This is a genomic window from Arcticibacter sp. MXS-1 (assembly GCF_041902385.1).
In the GTDB taxonomy this organism is placed as follows: domain Bacteria; phylum Bacteroidota; class Bacteroidia; order Sphingobacteriales; family Sphingobacteriaceae; genus Arcticibacter.
In genome coordinates this window covers 1,741,748-1,759,062 of the sequence record NZ_CP169244.1, presented here as the reverse complement: position 1 = coordinate 1,759,062, position 17,315 = coordinate 1,741,748, and the positions used below count along the sequence as shown (strand labels likewise).

Here is a 17,315-nt window from a genome sequence, read left to right as displayed (position 1 = left end):
GGCCGGCCAGTGCCAGCCCCGCTTTCTGTCTGCAGGCCGTGTTAGAAGACCAGAACCGAACCGACATACTCGGTACGGCTGAACTTCGTGCCATGCTCATCGCCAAAGAAGAGCATGGCCTCAACGGTCTCCCCGCTGAAACTCGGGGGCACCGCGATCTCCACCTTACCTGTACTGCGCTTCGCCTCGCCTAAACTGAGAACATGCAAAGAACGATTTACATTGTATAGCACCACATAAACCTGGTCACTGCCGTAAAGCGTGATGGGGTTTGAATACGGCTCCCAGGTCACTTGCACGATCCCCGTGCTATTCGACACGATCTGGACGCCGGCAGCCATGCCGACGCCGCCCTTGCTGAGCACGATCTTACTGAAATCGATCTTGAGGTTAGGGGAAGAGCCCGTGATGGCATGGTTCAGATTGTAGTGCAAGGCCAGGTTGTAGGGCGTAGCCCTGGTGGTATCCTGATTGCCGAAGCTTTGCTCAAGCAGACCTTTCAGCGGAGCCAGAAATGCTACCATCAAAGCGAACCGCTGACGCTGCTCCACCTGGGCCTGTGTTGATTTTCTGTTGATCGAGCGGGCTAAGCCACGAATGTAGCTGATGCCGCGCCATTTGGAGCCGATTACGCTCCCCGCTTTTCCTGAGAAGCCTCCGTTGGCTCCTGTTCTAATTTCTCCCATTTTGTTTAAATTTTAAATTGTTAAAAATTCTGTTCGTGCCAGATTTGCTTTTTTACCGGTAATGCTGACTGACAGAACAAACATAGAGAGCAAAAACACAACAAACTAACTTTCAGAGTCTTGTGTCCGCAATTGTCCGGATTTGTCCGTAATTGTCCGGATTTGTCAGGGTAAAAACTGGGGCTCAACCCAGCTTCCAGGTCCTGCTTCCTAAAACCAGTTCGGAAATGCCGGCAGACAGGTTCGCCTCCTGGACGTCGTTTCTATTACGTTGCTCCGGTGCCGCTCCAATCCGGCTCCGAAGCCACCCGGAGAAAATTCGGAGCGGCGCCGGTGCCGGGCTGTAAAAAGATAAACGGGCGGCCGCAGAAGTCTCGCACCAGTCACGCGGAAGCCTCAGGGAAGGGAGCCCTGTGCTCCCTTTTTCACTAACCGGGGAGCAGCGGGAAGATATCCGACTTCCGGTAGAAGTCTTTTCCTCCTACCCGCACCGCCTTCAGGATGCCGCGCAGCTTGTAGCGGTAAACGGTGCGTTCTGATACCTGCAGAAGCCGTGCAACCTGCATACTGTCGAGCCATACATCGTCAGCGCTCTGAGCCGGGTGGCTTTTCAGCTCGGAGAGGATCGACCCAAGAAGCCTCACGGATTCGAAAGCGCTTCTGGCAATTCTTAGAAACATTTTCATGGTTTAAAAAATTAAAAAGTGTTGATTATAGAGATTCAGGCAGGGAGTCTTTTGACGGCTTCCAGGAAAGCAGAAGAAATATGATTGGCCACCGTACTGGCCTGCGACTGGGACAGGCAGGTGAGACTGAGCCTCAGGATCCTGACATGGCGGTTCTGCCACTGGTATGACAGGGCCTGCGGGATCTGAATGTTGAGAGAACCCAGTCTCAATTTCATCAGGGCGGTATCCGTAGAAACAGGAAAGTGCAGGAAGATACATGGTCCGGCCTTCGGCACGATAATCTCTACAGCCGGGCCGAGCGACTGCTTCAGCTTCCTCACCACCTCGCTGCGGACCTCGCGCAGTCTTTTTGCCTCCCCAAGTGCAAGGTCGCACGTCAGAGGCTGCGATATCAGGGCTTTAATAGCCTGAAGGTGCAGATCTTCGGCAAGGCTGAGGCTGTGTTGCAAGCTCCGAAGAGAATTGACGAGATTAACGGGGCCGCACACCAGTTTCATATCGAACAGGGTATGATCCATCTTGCTGATGCAGCTGATATAGATCACGTTCTTCTGGTCGTCTGCAAAGAGGGGCCTGAAGGGAGCAAAAGCATATTCATGATCATAGTCAATTTCGATCACCGGAAAACGGCACTCATCGGCCAGATCGAGTATGATGTTTCGGTTCGCCTCAGACAAAGCGACGCCGGTACCATAGCTGCATCTCGGTTCGAGGATCAGGGCCAGCACCGCTCCCGCATGAGCCTTCACCAGCAGTCCGGCGTAGCCTGCCGGGCCGCTTTCGAGGTCGACCGCACAGGCCCGCAGACCGGCCTGCTGCACGGTATTGTAAATTCTCCTATCCGCCGAGTGAGCAACGAAAACGCATTTGTCTGAGCGGTCATCGAGCAGCAGAAGCACTTCAAAGAGCGCATTGTACGCCCCCCGGATGATGACTGCCTGCGAGGGATGGAGGATCAGGCCACGCCGACGGGGAAGCGTCCCAAGCAAGGCGTCCAGAAGGCTTTCCATACTTTTGATGACATCCCCGGGGTACTGGTGATACGGCACATGCCGGAACTCGAGCATCTGCTTTGACAAGAGCTTAGAAGGCGGAACAGGACTGTCGAGATCAAGGCGAATGGTGGAATGCCTTACCTGTAATTTCATCTTCCCCTCCGGCGTATCGACGGAACGAACAGAATAAGGTGCTTCCCCGGTCATTGAATACCGCCGGTGCGCACCTGGAGAGGGCGGAAAAGCGACGTAGATGGCGCTGCGTTCGCGCGTCTCGACATAACCTTCGGCGGTAAGCGTTCTGATGATGCCGAGCACGCAGTCTTTGCTAACCCCGAGGGAATCCTCCAGGTCTGATACGGAGGGCAACTTCGATCCAGGCCGAAGCTGATAACTGTCAATCGCTTCACGAAATTTTTGGATCAATTCAACCTTTTTTGATTTTCCGGATTGATAAGGCAGGAATAAGGGTTCTTCCACATTCCAGTCACTGAGTGTTTTCTTTCTTGACATTTAGGTCATAATTTGTTTAAGAAATGCCATAGGCGTTTGAAAACGCTGGCTTATTGGTTACTTTATTATGTAATTATACAGCAGAGAGAAGAAGAACCGTGCTGGTGGACGACAAATTTCGATTCTGGTAGGAGAAGACGAGTCCCTTATGGTGGCCTCGAAATGATTAGTTTTTCGGTCGAGTTTTAAGCCCTTTGATTTGCGCAATCTTTCCTGATGGGCGCGGAACTTTGGATTAGCGGCAGAAGGCGACAGTTGCAGTTCATAAATGAAGTAGTGAACTTCCTCCCTGGCTTTGTCATCGACGGCTTTGATCGCAGATTTTTTTACCGAATACCGTAGATTACAGGATAAGCCCGAACTTGTAATCAAAACGCAGAAAGGGCGGCAATATATGCCTTCGAACCTCCAGGTTCTAAAACAGTGAAAGGTTATTAGTTACGGTTGCGGTGGGATCGTCGGCTATTATTTTGTCGACAATTTTGTCTGTCAGCGTACTAAAATCGTGCATTGATCGCTCTTTTCACGCCAACATCAAAGCTGTTGATATAGCCCAGATTAGCTTGACTTCACGCATATACAAGCGGTTGTACGGGATGGTCGGGCGAGAAATAGGGTTCCTCGCAGATCGTTTCAATTTCAAAGCCATATAAGAGAAAGCCGGTGATGGGCGGAGGTGGCACGCGTTCCGGTTTTTGGTTTATATATACGAACTTGTTACGCAGGTCCATTAACAGGCGTCCCAAGGCGTTTGTCCCGGCTAACTGGGCTTCACCACTCTCACTGGCGCCCCAGAAAGGATCTTTAGTGGAATATTCGACGATGTGTTTATCGCCGGTGCTCCGCAGTAGCTCACCGAACTTTTCCCAATTTTGAGATAATTTGACCTCCAGGCACCAGCGCATGACCCTGACCCTGATCTCGTTCCAATCCTGGCGAGTCTTGGCCAGATGTTTCTTACTGATCATCTTGGCCGTCATCGGGCTGTTCTGAGAAATAATCTCTTCCTGAATGTCGGGGAACAATGGATAACGCATAGCTTGGTACAGCACTTCGCTGTTAGCCAGCAAATGTCCGTTGATGAGCAGCGGAAATCCGGGAGCCATATTGGAAAGGCCGCCGAACGGTCCATCCGTTTTACTAAAGACCACACTGTCTTTACGCTTGTATATCCTGTTCCTGCTATTTTCTTGCATTTTTTATTTACCTCTGTTCTTTAGTACGAATAAGGGTCGCCAATTATTGTTTCCCCACCAAAATATGATTGGGCAGTTATTCGGAATGTTCCGGTAAGTAAAGAATAGTGTTCCCAGGCCAAATGTTTTATGAGATTTGATCGTATATCCCAGGGGCCTGAGTTGTTTTACGTTCAAAACCTGTACCCGGTTTAAAATATCGATGCCTTTCTTTAAAAAGATGGTCTCTAAGCGGTCCCGGTTAGCCGCTGACGTAAATAGCTTTTCGTACTTACCGGGCTGGGCCGGTTTGCGGTATGCGCGGTCGGCGTTCAAACTAGCTTCGGTCAATGTGCCCAAATAGTTGGCGGCTTCAGGAAGCTGATGATCAATGGGTACCATATTATTCAACGCCGCGTTAAAAGTCTTGACGTTGTTCTCGATGCCATAAATGTAGCGGTAACGAATATACTTTTCGGTGTCAGCACTGACGTCCTGCATAAGACGGAATTGTACATTTTTCAATCCCCAGACATGGGCGCAAACACGCAGACCGTCAGTTTAATGTTGTTCGCTTTTAAGTAGTCGAAGTTTGTTTGATCGGCGGCAATCTCATTTGCTGCTTTTAACCAATGCTGCAGGTCGGTGCAAGCCTTATTCCCGGTAGATAAGACATCGTCCAGGTAAAGGTAATGTCTTGCGAACTGACCGCAATCCACTCTGGTCAGCCCATAAGTTTCCTGCAAGATCTCATCTAATAACGCAAGCAATTCTTTCTGGCTTTTATGTTCAGGCTGAACGTCCAGAAACACGGTGTCCCGGAGCATGGCGACCACATCAGCATATTGTAATTGCTCGGCCAATTTCGTCAGAAACAGGTTGATCAGGGATTTACATTTCATCTTCGAGAAATAGGTCTCCTTAAAGATGACCGTGAGTTCGTCAAGGATAAATTCCTGGTCGCCTTCGTCGAACTGCGCAACCCAGTCCAGCACATGTTCGGCCGTCATCCGATTATTTTCATAGTCAGCAAGGATATCGGCGATCTGTTGCGCTTTGGCTTCCATAGTCGCCCAAATATACTATTATATCAACGGCGCTACTAATGATCTTAGCGACACAAACAACACGTACCAGAGCTCCGCCTATACCGGCTATTCCATTCCGGCTTCCAGCGGTGGTACACAGAGCTATCCATCCGTCAATACTTACTATCAGGCAACCCCACGCCCAAGCGCTTATTACCCGTCTACAGGAACAATTCTTCCGAATACAACAGAGCCCCGAAACCGTCCGACTTCGCCCGCCGTGGTCAGCAAGGTGACTTTTCGAAAGCCTGCGAAGACCAAAACTACAACATACTTAATGATACCTTAAGACGGTGGATGGAAAATGCCAGAAAGCAGGCAACCAATCTGGCCAAAGAAACACTAGAAGATATTGTATTTTCTAACAGACCTATTACCTTAAAATATAAATCAAGAGGAAACGGCCCGATCCTTACACAGTGCCTATCTCCTTCAATGACCTAACAAAGCATATAGAGCTACAACGACGATCACAGTTGCAATCAAAAGGGACACTGCGATTGCTAAATCCCAGTTCTGTTTAATTGACGTTATCACACCTCCCATTACATCAATCCTCTTAAAGTCAGCGTGCCCTTTAAACCTGAACGATCCTTCAGCGGGCTGGTTGTCAACGAATACGAGGTCTCCTTCCGCTATTGTATATCGATCATACGATCTTACCTCCAGGATGCCATCCTCCGATTGCAGAAAGGTTTTGAACAACTCCTTTTTCACCACACCGCCAACCACCTCGATATATCTGCTGGGCAACGATATCGATGCGGCGGATACGGGCTCAAAGTTTTCGTCATAAACGGTCTTCCCGATGTTGTCATATAGCTTATTGAAGCGCTCAATATAAAAATTTTGCGTCTTATCGAGCAGATCGAGCCCCTGTCGCTGCAGAAAAAGAGACTTTAAGTATCCCTGCACATCGCCGTCCAGAACCACCTTCGGGTCATACAAAATAAAGGGGGTCTCGGTGCGCGACTGAATCTGGAGCACCAGGATGCCGTTAATGATGAAGTTCTGTGAAAACATGCGTTTCTCCTCGCCGAATTTGAGATAAAGCGAATCGGGCGGCAGGTACACAAAGGTTCCTTCCTCAACGATCCCGTTGTTGGTAATCAGTAACGTACCGTCGCGTAGGAAACGATAACTAATTAAATTGTTGTAGTCGTCGGTGTGAAGCCAGGTTTTATCAACCAGCTGTTCTATCCGGCTGAGCTCCGTGCTATACTGTTTAAGCCGGGGGATCAGGTTTTTTAAAAAGAGATGCATCGTATCAAGTTAAAGGCACATTGTCTAAAAGGGCTACAGAGGCAAGTTCCTGCTAAAAGCCATACTTTATCGTTCCAGTATAGCTCGTGTCGACCCCTGAGTAAAAGGTCATATAAGCATCACTATTCAGGTTTCCGGTCAACGTAGTTTTCTTATTTTTCGTGAACGTTACGCCTTTTATAGTCTTTGTGACGATAAGCTGCTGATTGCTGTTATATCCTTTAATGATAACGTCGCCAGCGACCGATGAACTGCCTGTCTCCGGCATAACAAAAGTTTGCCACCGATACCAGGAATTCCGATCCTCCTGCGTGATCGTATGTGAAAACAGGTACGAGCGGACTGCGCCAAAGTTGCCTAGTGCAGAGAAATAGGCATTTGAGGGGTAACTAAGCGTGAAACTCGTCAGGTCAGCGGGTAACTTGTCGTTGATAGTTAACTCCAGCTTCGCAGTGACCCTCTCGAGTCGCACATCAAACTGTCCGCTTCGTCCATTGACCTCGAAAGTGAGTGATCTTGCAAACGTGTCGCCAAAGGGCTGCGACTTGTCATAGGGACCAAAGGATAAACTCCAAAGAGTGTCCCATTCGAATGAGGTAAGACGAGCAGTTGAAGCTACTAAAACGATGGTATACTGCCCGTTTGTAAGCTTCTCCTGTGGATAGCTAAAGTCTTTGCTATATTTATCTTCGTGTTTTCCCGATTTTACAAGGTTTCCTTTTTCATTATAGATGTAATAGTAGATATAGCTCACGTAGTCTCCGGCAGAACTTGTTGAGGCCATCGGCTTCGTAGAAGAGATATCAGAGATTTCCTGGGAGAAACCGGAGACATTAAACTGAATATCATATTGCTCGGGCGTCGGTTCGCCGGTTGAATCCTGCTTTTTACAGGAGAATAGGAATAGAACAATTAATACCGATAAGACCTGTACTTTTTTCATTTTTGATAAGAGAATTAGTTAAATATTGGAGTGCTCACGGGGTAGACACTCATTTCAACTTGTTATACGCGCCGGATTAAGAAAAGTCTCACGCGTGCAGATTTTATTCTAGGGTTAACATTCGGCAGGATGACGGGACTGCAACTTCCTGCACATGTCAGCGTATTACCGTTAAATCAAATCTTATTCGTATAATGAAAAGAAACCTAACACTTATTTTCCTGCCTTTATCGATTTTATTGATTGCTGTTGGCTGTAGTAAGGATGACGCAGACGGAAAAGAATATTGCGTAGAGTGCACAATGAAAGAAACAAGCATAATAGGAACCTCGGCCCCCTCCGTATTTACGATGACGACAGAGAACTGCGGATGGAGTGAGCAGACATTGAATGCGTACTTAAAAAGCGGCAATACAACCGTTACATCTAGCAGTAGCGGTACTACCATTACAATGAAATATGAAACGACCTGTAAAAAGAAATAAGGTAAAGACAAATTACAGCCAGCTTCTCCTTCACGGATCCTTCATAGGGGGACAGCAACTTACTGCGCTCCTCTTTTCCGCTAAGAAAGCTGTCATACAATTGATCTCCATCCGGTAGTACTTCTTTACCGTTCTGCGGTCCAGGCCCAGGAATGAAGCAATTTGTGAGAAGGTGGACCCTTCTGCGTGCATTTTTTTGATTTGATTATACATGATCCAATTACTAAATGGTTTTTTTGTCCATCTTTGGGCAGTTAATTAAAAGTTAAATCTGCCGCGAAAGTGGCGTTTTTCTGATTGGGAGCATGCCCCAATCAGAATTCATCATGCATCCTTATTTTCCGATTTACCGAATTTTGTACATTCTTATTTTCCGTTTTCTGTACATCCTTATTTTCCGAAATTTGACATTGTTAATTTCCGATTACACAAGGAACACCGTTTCTTACTGAACGTTGGAAGATCTCGTGATAAGAGTGCCTTTAAAGAGATTGCTAGGTGTGTGACCGCCGCTCTTGTGGCGGGAGTTTTGATCGACTGTCAAGCAACAAGTCTCTCTTCTCCTTTTAAAACTCGTTTTAGTAAAAAAAGTTTTTTTTTGCAAAAAGATTCTTCTTTGAAAGAATATTTATATTTTGTAACAAAATGAAAATTGTTTTAAATACTTTTTTTGATAGTTTCGTTCTCTAATCAATTTTGTCTAGACAATCCTAAATCAACTGTTAACATGAAGCCAACGACCCCATCAAAAAAAAACATATTAAAAGAATATGTAAAAAGGGCATTAAATAAGCTACCGAAAAAAATAAGGCATAGAATAAACAAGGCAGTAGCGTTATCCTTGGGATATGATCAAGCACCGACCTTTAATATGTTCTATCACGTCAGAATTCTCAAGGAGTTGGGGTTTATACCGGAGGTAGTTATTGACATTGGAGCGTACCAAGGGGAGTGGACAAAAAACGTATTAGATATATTCCCCAACTCGTATTTTTTAATGATAGAAGCTCAGACCTCGAAAAAACCAATTCTAGAAGAAATATGTCAAGAGCATAAAAATGTTAGTTTTGAATCGTGCCTACTTGGCCAAACTCAGCAGAAGGAGGTTAGTTTTTATGAAATGGAGACAGGCTCAAGTATATACCAGGAAAACACTAGTCATAGCCGCCGAAAGGTGCATCTAGATATGACTACTTTGGACCTAGTGGCAACAAAAAAACATACGATAAGTAAGAAATGCTTCTTAAAAATAGACGTGCAAGGAGCAGAACTTGACGTACTTGCAGGAGCAGGAGCGGTTTTAGAAACTTGTGAATTCGTTTTATTAGAAGTTAGCATGCTAAACTACAATGAAAACGCGCCCCAATTTGCAGACGTAATTCTCTTTCTTAAAGAAAAGGGCTTTGTCTTGTTTGATATCTGCGACATTCAAAGGAACACACATGATGTTGCTTTTCAGACAGATCTTCTTTTTATAAAGGAATCGTCTTCTATAAGAAGTCGGGTCAACTTTCAACCAACAGCCGGCAATACTTTAGAGGGTTATTGAAAAGGTCCGTCCGGAACTCTTGTTCATTGCTGCCCTAAAACTTACTTAAAGGAGGCCGCGATAAGTCTTTCTGCCACCCCTCTAGCTATTTGGTTCTGATCATAGCACAATATCTTTTTGAATGCACCCTCTGACAAGGTAAGTCTGTACGTGTCATTTTCTAAAAGACATCTTATTGAGTTAGCAATTTGATTAATGTCGCCAGGAATTACAGTTAAGCCAGAGACGCCCTCAGCTATGAAATCGGTAGGGCCAGGAATATTTGAAGAAATCGGCACGCAGCCTGCGGCAGCCGCCTCTAGATAGGTATAACCCAAGCCCTCATGGTACGAGGGCACGCATAAAACGTCTGCACATAGATAGTAATCTCGAACATCCTGCACATAGCCTATTGCCCTTATGTTCCATGCTCCTAAATCCTTTTCTTTAAAATCGTCAGTTGATGGCCCTACTAATAGCAAGCAATACTCCTTCTTGTCGTTAACTACTCGCCACGATCTTATCAAATCAAATAGGCCCTTTCTTTTCACAGGCCTTCCAACATAAATAACAACTCCCCTGTATTCTGAAAAGCCAAGACGCTCTTTAACGCCTTCACGAAGTTGTTGCAAAGCAGAGAAGTCGCTCGTCAACAACTTTACGCCACATGCAGATCCGGGAGCGACGAATTCAGGACTAGCAGAAGGTACAATCTTTTTCAGTGCGCCTGACATTCCTGGACCAATAGTGAAAACGTTATCCGCTAGCCGAATATTCAACTTCTCTATTAAAGCTAAAAGAGATTTTAATGCTCCTGTGTACCCCAAAGATGGCACCCCATGATTAAAATATACGGTATTGGCTCTGGCAAAAAACTTAGCAAAAACCAAGGGGAGCATCGTGTCTATTGTCGTGTGAAATATGATTAGATCGAAACTCTCTTTTCTCAAAAATTTAACATATCTAAAATAAGACGATATAATTCGTAACGGGAACTGCCTCACACGCAAATCGAGCAGTTCTAGTCTGAGTTTTGAGGAATCCCTACAAAACGAGCTAAATAAGCTAGGAGCGGAACTATGGTTCAAATAAAACGCAACTGTGCTAATGACAACGACGCGGTGGCCCATGTTTACTTGTTCTAAACAGACAGGCTTTACGAACTTACTTGCGAAGTTAAAGTCCGGTGTAATGTGCAAAATCTTCACTTGTATAATGCTTCTTAAGGAGGTTTCAAATAGATTGTAGGCAAGTTAAAAAAAATACTTAGCCTACTAATTTCCGACATCTTGTCAAGAGAATACGCCGGCAATATTTAATAATAGAATAAATACTTGCCAATAGCCATAAGTACCAACTAATTTTATCAGCTTTAAAAAGATCAAAGTAGTTGCTCAACTCTCCAAACTCCATTTTATTCAATTGTGCTGACAATCCACTATCGCCAAATAAGTGCTTTCTTTTTTGATGTTTTGCTACTGGATAGCGGACGTGCATACACTTAAATTCACAACATATCTCTAGCCATAATCTATAATCTTCTGAGTATTTTTGCTTTTTGTTGAAAACATACTTCCTAAAAACACTAGACCGAGCTATTACTGTCGAGGTGGTAAAGTAGTTCTTAAAAAGCAGTTTTCGAATCGGAACTATTCTCGTTCTAATCCGATTCACCCTAGTTCCGAAGAATAAGTCTGCCCCTATCAAGGCTACCTTCGGATACTTTTCAAATAGCTTTATCTGGACAGCCAACTTGTCTTCGATCCACTCATCATCAGCGTCTAAAAAAGCAATATAAGAGCCATTGCTCCTAGTAATACCGAAATTCCTAGAATCAGAGGGGCCAGAATTCTCTTTATAGAAATATCTAATTTTTGAGGAGATGTCAGGCGCAAGTGATTTGATAAGTTCTTTTAATACTTGCTCCGTACCATCAATTGAGCCGTCATTTACCACTACTAGCTCGAAGTCTTGGTTTGTTTGAGAAAGGACAGAAACGACGGCCCTAACTATCGTTTCTTCTCCGTTATAAACTGGTATTATGACCGATATCATCGCAAAAACCTATAAGTGAGACTCAGGGCAAAAGTGGGTTCCCATCTCGCATAAACAGAGGATTGACATACATATAATTTACGTTTATCATAAATGCAACGAAAATCACCGCAATCTTTTGATAAACAGTTATATTCCGGAGTGACAAAGCAAAATAAACAATCAAAAATGACAGAAGAAGGTCAGAAAGTCTACCTCCCATCACTGGGAACCAGTAAAACAAGAAGATGCTTAGTTGCGACAAAAGAGCCGCTAAAAATACTCGCTTGTACCAATCCGTTCTAATCTTGTTGCGATAATCTATCCACATAATCAGAAATAAAGCACCAGAAGTAGAAAACCTAAGCAGGTTTATTTGCTCATCTAGGCCTTCGTTCAATTGCGTCAAATACAGATCTAAAGGAGCATATCCAGTGGTGGTGAATTCGCTAAGTGGGAACAGTTTAAAAAGACCAAAAATGACGGCACCAATCATTATTGCATACCGATATTTATAAAAAGCACGATGTAATAAGAAAAACAATGGGAGAATCAACACTGTTTGGATGTGGCTTAAGAAGGAAGAAATATAGAAAAGGAGTGAAGAGCCATAGCTTCTTTTGCTGTAAAAATATATAGATAGAAAAATAAACGCCGTAGATAATGAAGTCCTCAATGCCGTCAAATCGATAAGTTGAATAGAAAAAGCCGTATAGACCAGTAGCACTGTAAGAGAGTATTTGGACATTTTGCCTATAACAAAACACTTTATCGAGACACTAAAGAGAGAAATTAAAATTAGTGCAGCCTTGTTCCCGAAGAGGAAATAAAAAAATCAGCTAAGTAATAATACAAATAGTCACGATGTGCGTTCTCCTCCGGTAAATTACCCGTCCTAAAGAAATCCAACAATTGCATATAGCTAAAGTCGTCCGGGTAAGCCCCCACCGGCTTCAATGAAATAATAAATAGCAATATCAAGACGCAAGAGTAATAAGCGTACCGGCTATTATCTTTTGAAAAGATTGCTATAACGGCAACAACTAAAAAAAATACCAAGTATAAATGAATATACACGTCCGATATCAAAGTGAGTAAGGTTAAAGGTGTATAAATCGATCCATTGTCTCGACGAATAGCTCTGTAACACGACTGACCTTATACTCGTCCTTCAATACGGGTTGCTGGCGTCCCCGATTTTTCGCTACAACTATTTTTTCGGCAATATCCTTTACGTTTAAAGGATCGAAATAAACTGCGTAGTCTCCTGATACTTCCTTCAAAACAGCAAGGTCAGAACATGCAAGTGCGGCTCCTACTGCCATTGCCTCCAGGCAAACTCGTCCAAAGCCTTCGCACAAGCTGGGGTATACCACGACATCAGCTTCGGCATACTCTTTCTGGAGCTCGGTTGTACTTAGAAACCCTAAAAAATTCAATTTAGACACAGTGCTAGAATCTACGCCCTCCAACTCCCTTTCCCAGTAACGATTGAAACTCCCGGTTACTTTTAGGGACACTTCATATCCCATCTTACCTAGCTCGTTGACGGCCTTAACTAAGTTCTTTATATTCTTTCTGTAATCGGCACCACCTGCATAAAACAAATTTATAGATAAACTATCTTTGGCCTCACCTTGATAAGAACGTCGAATTTCACCCGGGAGATCAAGCGAATTGGGAACGATCTGAATGACGTTCTCGTCAACCTGATAATGCTTTATTATAGCAATCTTGCTTGCATTTGAAACTGTAAGTACATTCTTCGCCCGCTTGAGATTTACCCTTAGCATCTTATTATAATATAGGTATATCGGTTTAGGATAAATGTCACGAAGCTCCAATATGCAAGTATCATGGATCATCATAACAGCAGGAACTCCTTTGGGAAGCAACACGTCGTGGTAAGGAGTAAAAATGAAATTAGGCTTTAATTGTCTTAGAGCGTAGGGAAAAAGTATCAAGTCGTATAGAGGATGCCTAAGCTGTCTTGGAAAGATTGTCGGCCAACTTACCCGCTTAATTTTAAAGTTGCTCAAGCCCTGTAACCAATCAACATCCATATCCGGACCAACTAAGACAAAGGAGAGATCAGGCCTCTCTTCCAACCAACGCCGAATCAAAGGTTTGACAAACGCAGAGATCCCTCCTGTAAAGAGGGCCAAATTTTTAGTATCGATAGCTACGGTCATATAACGCAGTATTTATATCATTCAAAAGAAGCTAAGAAACGATCTGTTCGAATAGCTTTGTGTATTCGGTTACTACACTCTCCCAAGAATATCTCTTATCGATAGAGTTCCTGACTTCTTCGCTCTTCGGCCGGGACAATGCAAACCTAAGGGCTTCTGCGTAAACCTTTGCATCGCTTGTATCACAGAAAATGCCAACCTCGCCAATCACATCTCGCTGCCTTGGCCCGTCATGGGCCACTACAGGAAGCCCCGCAGACATTGCCTCGATAAAGACAATACCAAACGCCTCATTTAAAGACGCCAAAGTGAAAACATCAGCATCTTCATAGACAGCTGGAATCTCCTCGTAAGGCACGGACTTGAATGTAACACGGCCGGCTCTTGCCAGGGGGTGTTTGATCAACTCCTGTTCTAGCGGCCCAGCACCAATACACAACAGCTCTACGCTTTCCGGTAAAAGAGAAATAGCGTCCAATAAGTGCCTATGTCTCTTGTCTTCGACAAGAGCAGCGACACATAAGACTTTCCGCCTTTCCGATTTCTGCACAATTCTGAATTTATCACTATCCACACCGTTCGGGATAATCTTACTTGGTAGACTTCCAAACATTGCTTTTGATTTTAATAAATCAACGGACGTTAAAGCAACGAAATAGTCGCTCTGGGCCAGCCAACTTTTTACGGGACCTGAAGCACCTATGCTCACTACCTTCTCTGACAGTTGCCGCGCCAGCTTGTAAGTCCAGTAACCTCCTAAGGGAACTGCAATGTCAAATGAAAGCCGTTTGTACTTGTTTTTACAAAAGCAATACAAAGTGTACGCCTCGATATCAGCCGATCCCCCAACATTAAGATAATTAAAAGCTCGGCGTACAAATTTAGGAAGCCTATCTATAAACTCCACCTGCTCCCTACGAATGAGTTTGCTATTTAAGGAACGAAAATTTCGACATTCTCCTTCTTTCAAGTCAGATAAAAGGAAGAGTTCAAACTTGCTTTTATCCAGGCGGCTAATCAAATCCTTCGCAAAACTTTCAACTCCCCTCTTTATACTACCGTAGCGTGGGACGATAAATAGAATTCTAAGCCTCTCTCTCTATCCATGACCATTTAATTTAAACACATCGTAAATTTTTAAAGAAAAAGCGAGCACGGCACAAGTACATGAATAAACGATAAACCTGATAATCAGCGAAATCAATGGGCTACAAATATTGGCGAAAATATTTGAAGAACTTAGAAAAGTTGCAATTCCAAGTATACAAAGGACTTTAATTGCAAAAGATGACGGATAGCGTTTTAAAAAAAACAGTTCCTTAAAATGCTTCTTTACTGCTACAAAGGAAAGGACAGCTCCAAATGTATTTCCTAAAAACCAGTGATACATTATTAATCTCTTACTCTGCGTAAAAAATGCTAAGACGATAACTCCTATCCCAACAATAGCAATAGAAGAGGCAGCCAAGGCAAGTTGTCGACCGTGTCCTCGTGTGATAAGGACCCTCGTTAAAATACCATAGATTCCAATTGGAATCGCAGTAAAAATTGTCGCCCTCAATGCATCTCCCGTAGAATAAACTGACTTTTGATCGAAGTTTCCTCTCGAATAGATGAGCGTTATTATCTCATACGCGTTACTGTACACAAAAACACAACCGACTAGCAAAATTAAAACCACCATAACGATTGCATTTTCTGTTGTCCGTATGGTGCTCGATCTATCGTTGGATGCATTCTCTTCGAGAAACTTTGGCCAGACAAGATTGTTGATCGGCTGCACAATTATGCTTATCCCTATATTCACTAGGGCAATACTATACTGAAAAGAGGCGACTAGGCCCGAGGCCATGCGAACCATTGTTGCCCGTTCTACCAACACGTATATTTGTGCCAAAAAATAGCTCACCAATAAAGAAGAGAGGATCGGCCAAAACTCGGAGGCATTGATGACATGCCTTGGAGCAGCCCACACCAGCTTTATACCACTTCTATTTAACCCCCATAACGAAAATACAGCTGTGACTAACTGGGACACTTGCAGGCTTAAAATCAAAGAGTAGATACCATAGTCGTGGGCGAGAAAAAAACGCAGATGAGGCCAACAATCGAAGAAATTAGACGAGCAAAGGCCTGGTACATTAACTTATTAAAACTTAGTAGTAGACCATTAGAGGTCTCCGCAATTGCAAATAACAAGAAATATGGCGCAAAAAGAAAGACCAATTCGTTCCTGAAGACGCCGCTTCCAGTTTTTTCCAATATTGATAAAAACGGCCTTGATATAAACAATATTGTACTTAAAACAGCTAATACGACCTGTATTATTAATCCAGCCGAGAATATCTTTGATGCTCTTGTTTTACTGTCAAAACTGGCATCATACACTATTTTTACGAGAGAATCCTTGATTGGGCTTATATAAAACAGGAGGAAGCTAGCAGTGGCTAGTATCGTAAAGTAAATATCGAGAGACTTGTTTGTCCCAAAGTAATACGATGTGACCATTTGGCCTAAAAAGCCAATGACGTAGCATATTACCGAAAGAAAGAAAAGCTTACTAAATCGGGATATTAAATCATGCCTCATTTCACTCTTGCTATTTGCCCCAACGATACTTCCGGAGCATAGCCTTGAAGTATAGTAAACTCATAACGACCGCCGACGTAAAATTTAGAACTAGAATAATTAGATTGACGAGTAAACTATTAAATTGACTGACGTTTAGAGATTTTAATACTAGCTTGAAAGATCTTAACGCTTGCGGTATTAAGTTTAGAGCGATAAATACTTCTAAATAATGCATCTGATTAACATGAGTCACCTTTCTAGATAACAATATGGTTTCGCAGATGTCCTTTGCTCGATGGTCATAAGTATGATAGGCTAAAATATGCTTCTCCGCGTTTTGACCGATACTTTTTATCCTATCCCTATCTTTACTTAAGCTCTCTATAATTTCAAGGAGGTGCTCCTTATCTCTGTAAACGATATAATGCTCCCCCTCTACAAATAAAGACTCCAAGCCGTTATTTCTTATCGGATCCGTTAAGAGAACCGCTCCCTCGCCCATCGCTTCAAAGTAACGCATGTTGACATCGTTATTAACACTCTTGTTAAATACCAAAAGCGAGCGCGCATATATCTCACTCATCTCACGGGGCTTAGCTCTACCGAAGTAAGTGGATGGAAACCTTTCTGTTATCGCCTCTATAAGTGCATGGCGTTCTTTATGCATTTTTGCATTGTCAGAACCGACGTAAGATATAAGGAGGTCCCGATCTCTAGACGCAAAGCCCGTTGCTTTAGGTTCAAAGGCAAGCGGCAACCAATATACCTGCTTTGCTCCATTTGACTGAAGGCGCTCAACAAACTCGTACTGGGCCACGAAGTTCACATCGAACACCTTAGTAATAGCAACGTGCTTCATGTAGTCCATATGAGTATCAATGCCATAAAATGCAGTGATACACTTTAACTTTTCTAGTCCCGTAGGAAAAACCTGCATTGATCCTCCCTCTATAAAAAAGAACAAGTCTGGATCTGGGAATAATCTGTCACATAATGTAGCAGCATCAGCGGTCCCCTCAATTAGATAATCCGTTAAGGGATTAGTAATATCTGAAAAAACATAAACTAAATGTTCACATCTTTTTAGCGCTCGAATTATATAATTGGCCGTCGTGTCCTCTGTAAGAGATGCAAAAACAACTATCCTCATCTA

18 protein-coding genes are annotated in these 17,315 nt (G+C 43.7%); 2 read left to right on the top strand and 16 right to left on the bottom strand.

Annotated features, from left to right (window positions below):
* Nucleotides 1-41 precede the first annotated feature (41 nt).
* The 9 genes from ACES2C_RS07570 to ACES2C_RS07530 form a co-directional block, all read right to left on the bottom strand.
* Nucleotides 42-686: a DUF6266 family protein gene (locus ACES2C_RS07570; RefSeq protein WP_374166371.1), complete on the bottom strand. Its 645-nt coding sequence runs from the start codon at nucleotides 684-686 to the stop codon at nucleotides 42-44.
* Nucleotides 687-1,114: 428 nt separating this feature from the next.
* Nucleotides 1,115-1,372 carry a helix-turn-helix domain-containing protein gene (locus ACES2C_RS07565; protein WP_374166370.1) on the bottom strand — a complete coding sequence of 86 codons (258 nt, stop codon included), beginning with the start codon at nucleotides 1,370-1,372 and terminating at the stop codon, nucleotides 1,115-1,117.
* A 35-nt stretch (nucleotides 1,373-1,407) separates the two neighbouring features.
* Entirely contained in the window at nucleotides 1,408-2,883 is a 1,476-nt protein-coding gene (locus ACES2C_RS07560) for a GntR family transcriptional regulator (protein ID WP_374166369.1), read from the bottom strand.
* 569 nt (nucleotides 2,884-3,452) lie between these two features.
* On the bottom strand, nucleotides 3,453-4,079 hold the full coding sequence (locus ACES2C_RS07555) for an NADAR family protein (protein WP_374166368.1): 627 nt from the start codon (nucleotides 4,077-4,079) through the stop codon (nucleotides 3,453-3,455).
* A gap of 3 nt (nucleotides 4,080-4,082) precedes the next feature.
* On the bottom strand, nucleotides 4,083-4,559 hold the full coding sequence (locus tag ACES2C_RS07550; protein WP_374166367.1) for a hypothetical protein: 477 nt from the start codon (nucleotides 4,557-4,559) through the stop codon (nucleotides 4,083-4,085).
* A gap of 20 nt (nucleotides 4,560-4,579) precedes the next feature.
* Nucleotides 4,580-5,125 carry a hypothetical protein gene (locus ACES2C_RS07545; RefSeq protein WP_374166366.1) on the bottom strand — a complete coding sequence of 182 codons (546 nt, stop codon included), beginning with the start codon at nucleotides 5,123-5,125 and terminating at the stop codon, nucleotides 4,580-4,582.
* Nucleotides 5,126-5,578: 453 nt separating this feature from the next.
* Entirely contained in the window at nucleotides 5,579-6,409 is an 831-nt protein-coding gene (locus ACES2C_RS07540; RefSeq protein WP_374166365.1) for a hypothetical protein, read from the bottom strand.
* Nucleotides 6,410-6,461: 52 nt separating this feature from the next.
* Nucleotides 6,462-7,352 carry a hypothetical protein gene (locus ACES2C_RS07535; RefSeq protein WP_374166364.1) on the bottom strand — a complete coding sequence of 297 codons (891 nt, stop codon included), beginning with the start codon at nucleotides 7,350-7,352 and terminating at the stop codon, nucleotides 6,462-6,464.
* Nucleotides 7,353-7,867: 515 nt separating this feature from the next.
* Entirely contained in the window at nucleotides 7,868-8,050 is a 183-nt protein-coding gene (locus ACES2C_RS07530; protein WP_374166363.1) for a helix-turn-helix domain-containing protein, read from the bottom strand.
* 514 nt (nucleotides 8,051-8,564) lie between these two features.
* Here ACES2C_RS07530 and ACES2C_RS07525 point away from each other — a divergent pair.
* On the top strand, nucleotides 8,565-9,386 hold the full coding sequence (locus ACES2C_RS07525) for an FkbM family methyltransferase (protein ID WP_374166362.1): 822 nt from the start codon (nucleotides 8,565-8,567) through the stop codon (nucleotides 9,384-9,386).
* A 41-nt stretch (nucleotides 9,387-9,427) separates the two neighbouring features.
* On the opposite strand, the gene ACES2C_RS07520 is transcribed toward ACES2C_RS07525, so the two are convergent.
* The 6 genes from ACES2C_RS07520 to ACES2C_RS07495 form a co-directional block, all read right to left on the bottom strand.
* Nucleotides 9,428-10,573 (bottom strand): glycosyltransferase, encoded by a 1,146-nt coding sequence (locus tag ACES2C_RS07520; protein WP_374166361.1) that lies wholly within the window; start codon nucleotides 10,571-10,573, stop codon nucleotides 9,428-9,430.
* 58 nt (nucleotides 10,574-10,631) lie between these two features.
* Nucleotides 10,632-11,420, bottom strand: a complete 789-nt coding sequence (locus ACES2C_RS07515) for a glycosyltransferase family 2 protein (protein WP_374166360.1) — start codon at nucleotides 11,418-11,420, stop codon at nucleotides 10,632-10,634.
* 22 nt (nucleotides 11,421-11,442) lie between these two features.
* A complete protein-coding gene (locus ACES2C_RS07510; RefSeq protein WP_374166923.1) occupies nucleotides 11,443-12,198 on the bottom strand; it encodes an EpsG family protein in 756 nt (251 codons plus the stop codon).
* 301 nt (nucleotides 12,199-12,499) lie between these two features.
* A complete protein-coding gene (locus ACES2C_RS07505) occupies nucleotides 12,500-13,591 on the bottom strand; it encodes a glycosyltransferase family 4 protein (RefSeq protein ID WP_374166359.1) in 1,092 nt (363 codons plus the stop codon).
* 31 nt (nucleotides 13,592-13,622) lie between these two features.
* Entirely contained in the window at nucleotides 13,623-14,612 is a 990-nt protein-coding gene (locus ACES2C_RS07500; RefSeq protein ID WP_374166358.1) for a glycosyltransferase family 4 protein, read from the bottom strand.
* A gap of 78 nt (nucleotides 14,613-14,690) precedes the next feature.
* Entirely contained in the window at nucleotides 14,691-15,629 is a 939-nt protein-coding gene (locus ACES2C_RS07495) for a lipid II flippase MurJ (RefSeq protein ID WP_374166357.1), read from the bottom strand.
* A 36-nt stretch (nucleotides 15,630-15,665) separates the two neighbouring features.
* Between ACES2C_RS07495 and ACES2C_RS07490 the strand changes: the two genes are divergently transcribed.
* Nucleotides 15,666-16,016 carry a hypothetical protein gene (locus tag ACES2C_RS07490; RefSeq protein WP_374166356.1) on the top strand — a complete coding sequence of 117 codons (351 nt, stop codon included), beginning with the start codon at nucleotides 15,666-15,668 and terminating at the stop codon, nucleotides 16,014-16,016.
* 174 nt (nucleotides 16,017-16,190) lie between these two features.
* Here the strand turns inward: ACES2C_RS07490 and ACES2C_RS07485 are convergent, their stop codons facing one another.
* Nucleotides 16,191-17,312, bottom strand: coding sequence for a glycosyltransferase (locus ACES2C_RS07485; protein WP_374166355.1), 1,122 nt, complete (start codon nucleotides 17,310-17,312; stop codon nucleotides 16,191-16,193).
* Nucleotides 17,313-17,315 lie beyond the last annotated feature (3 nt).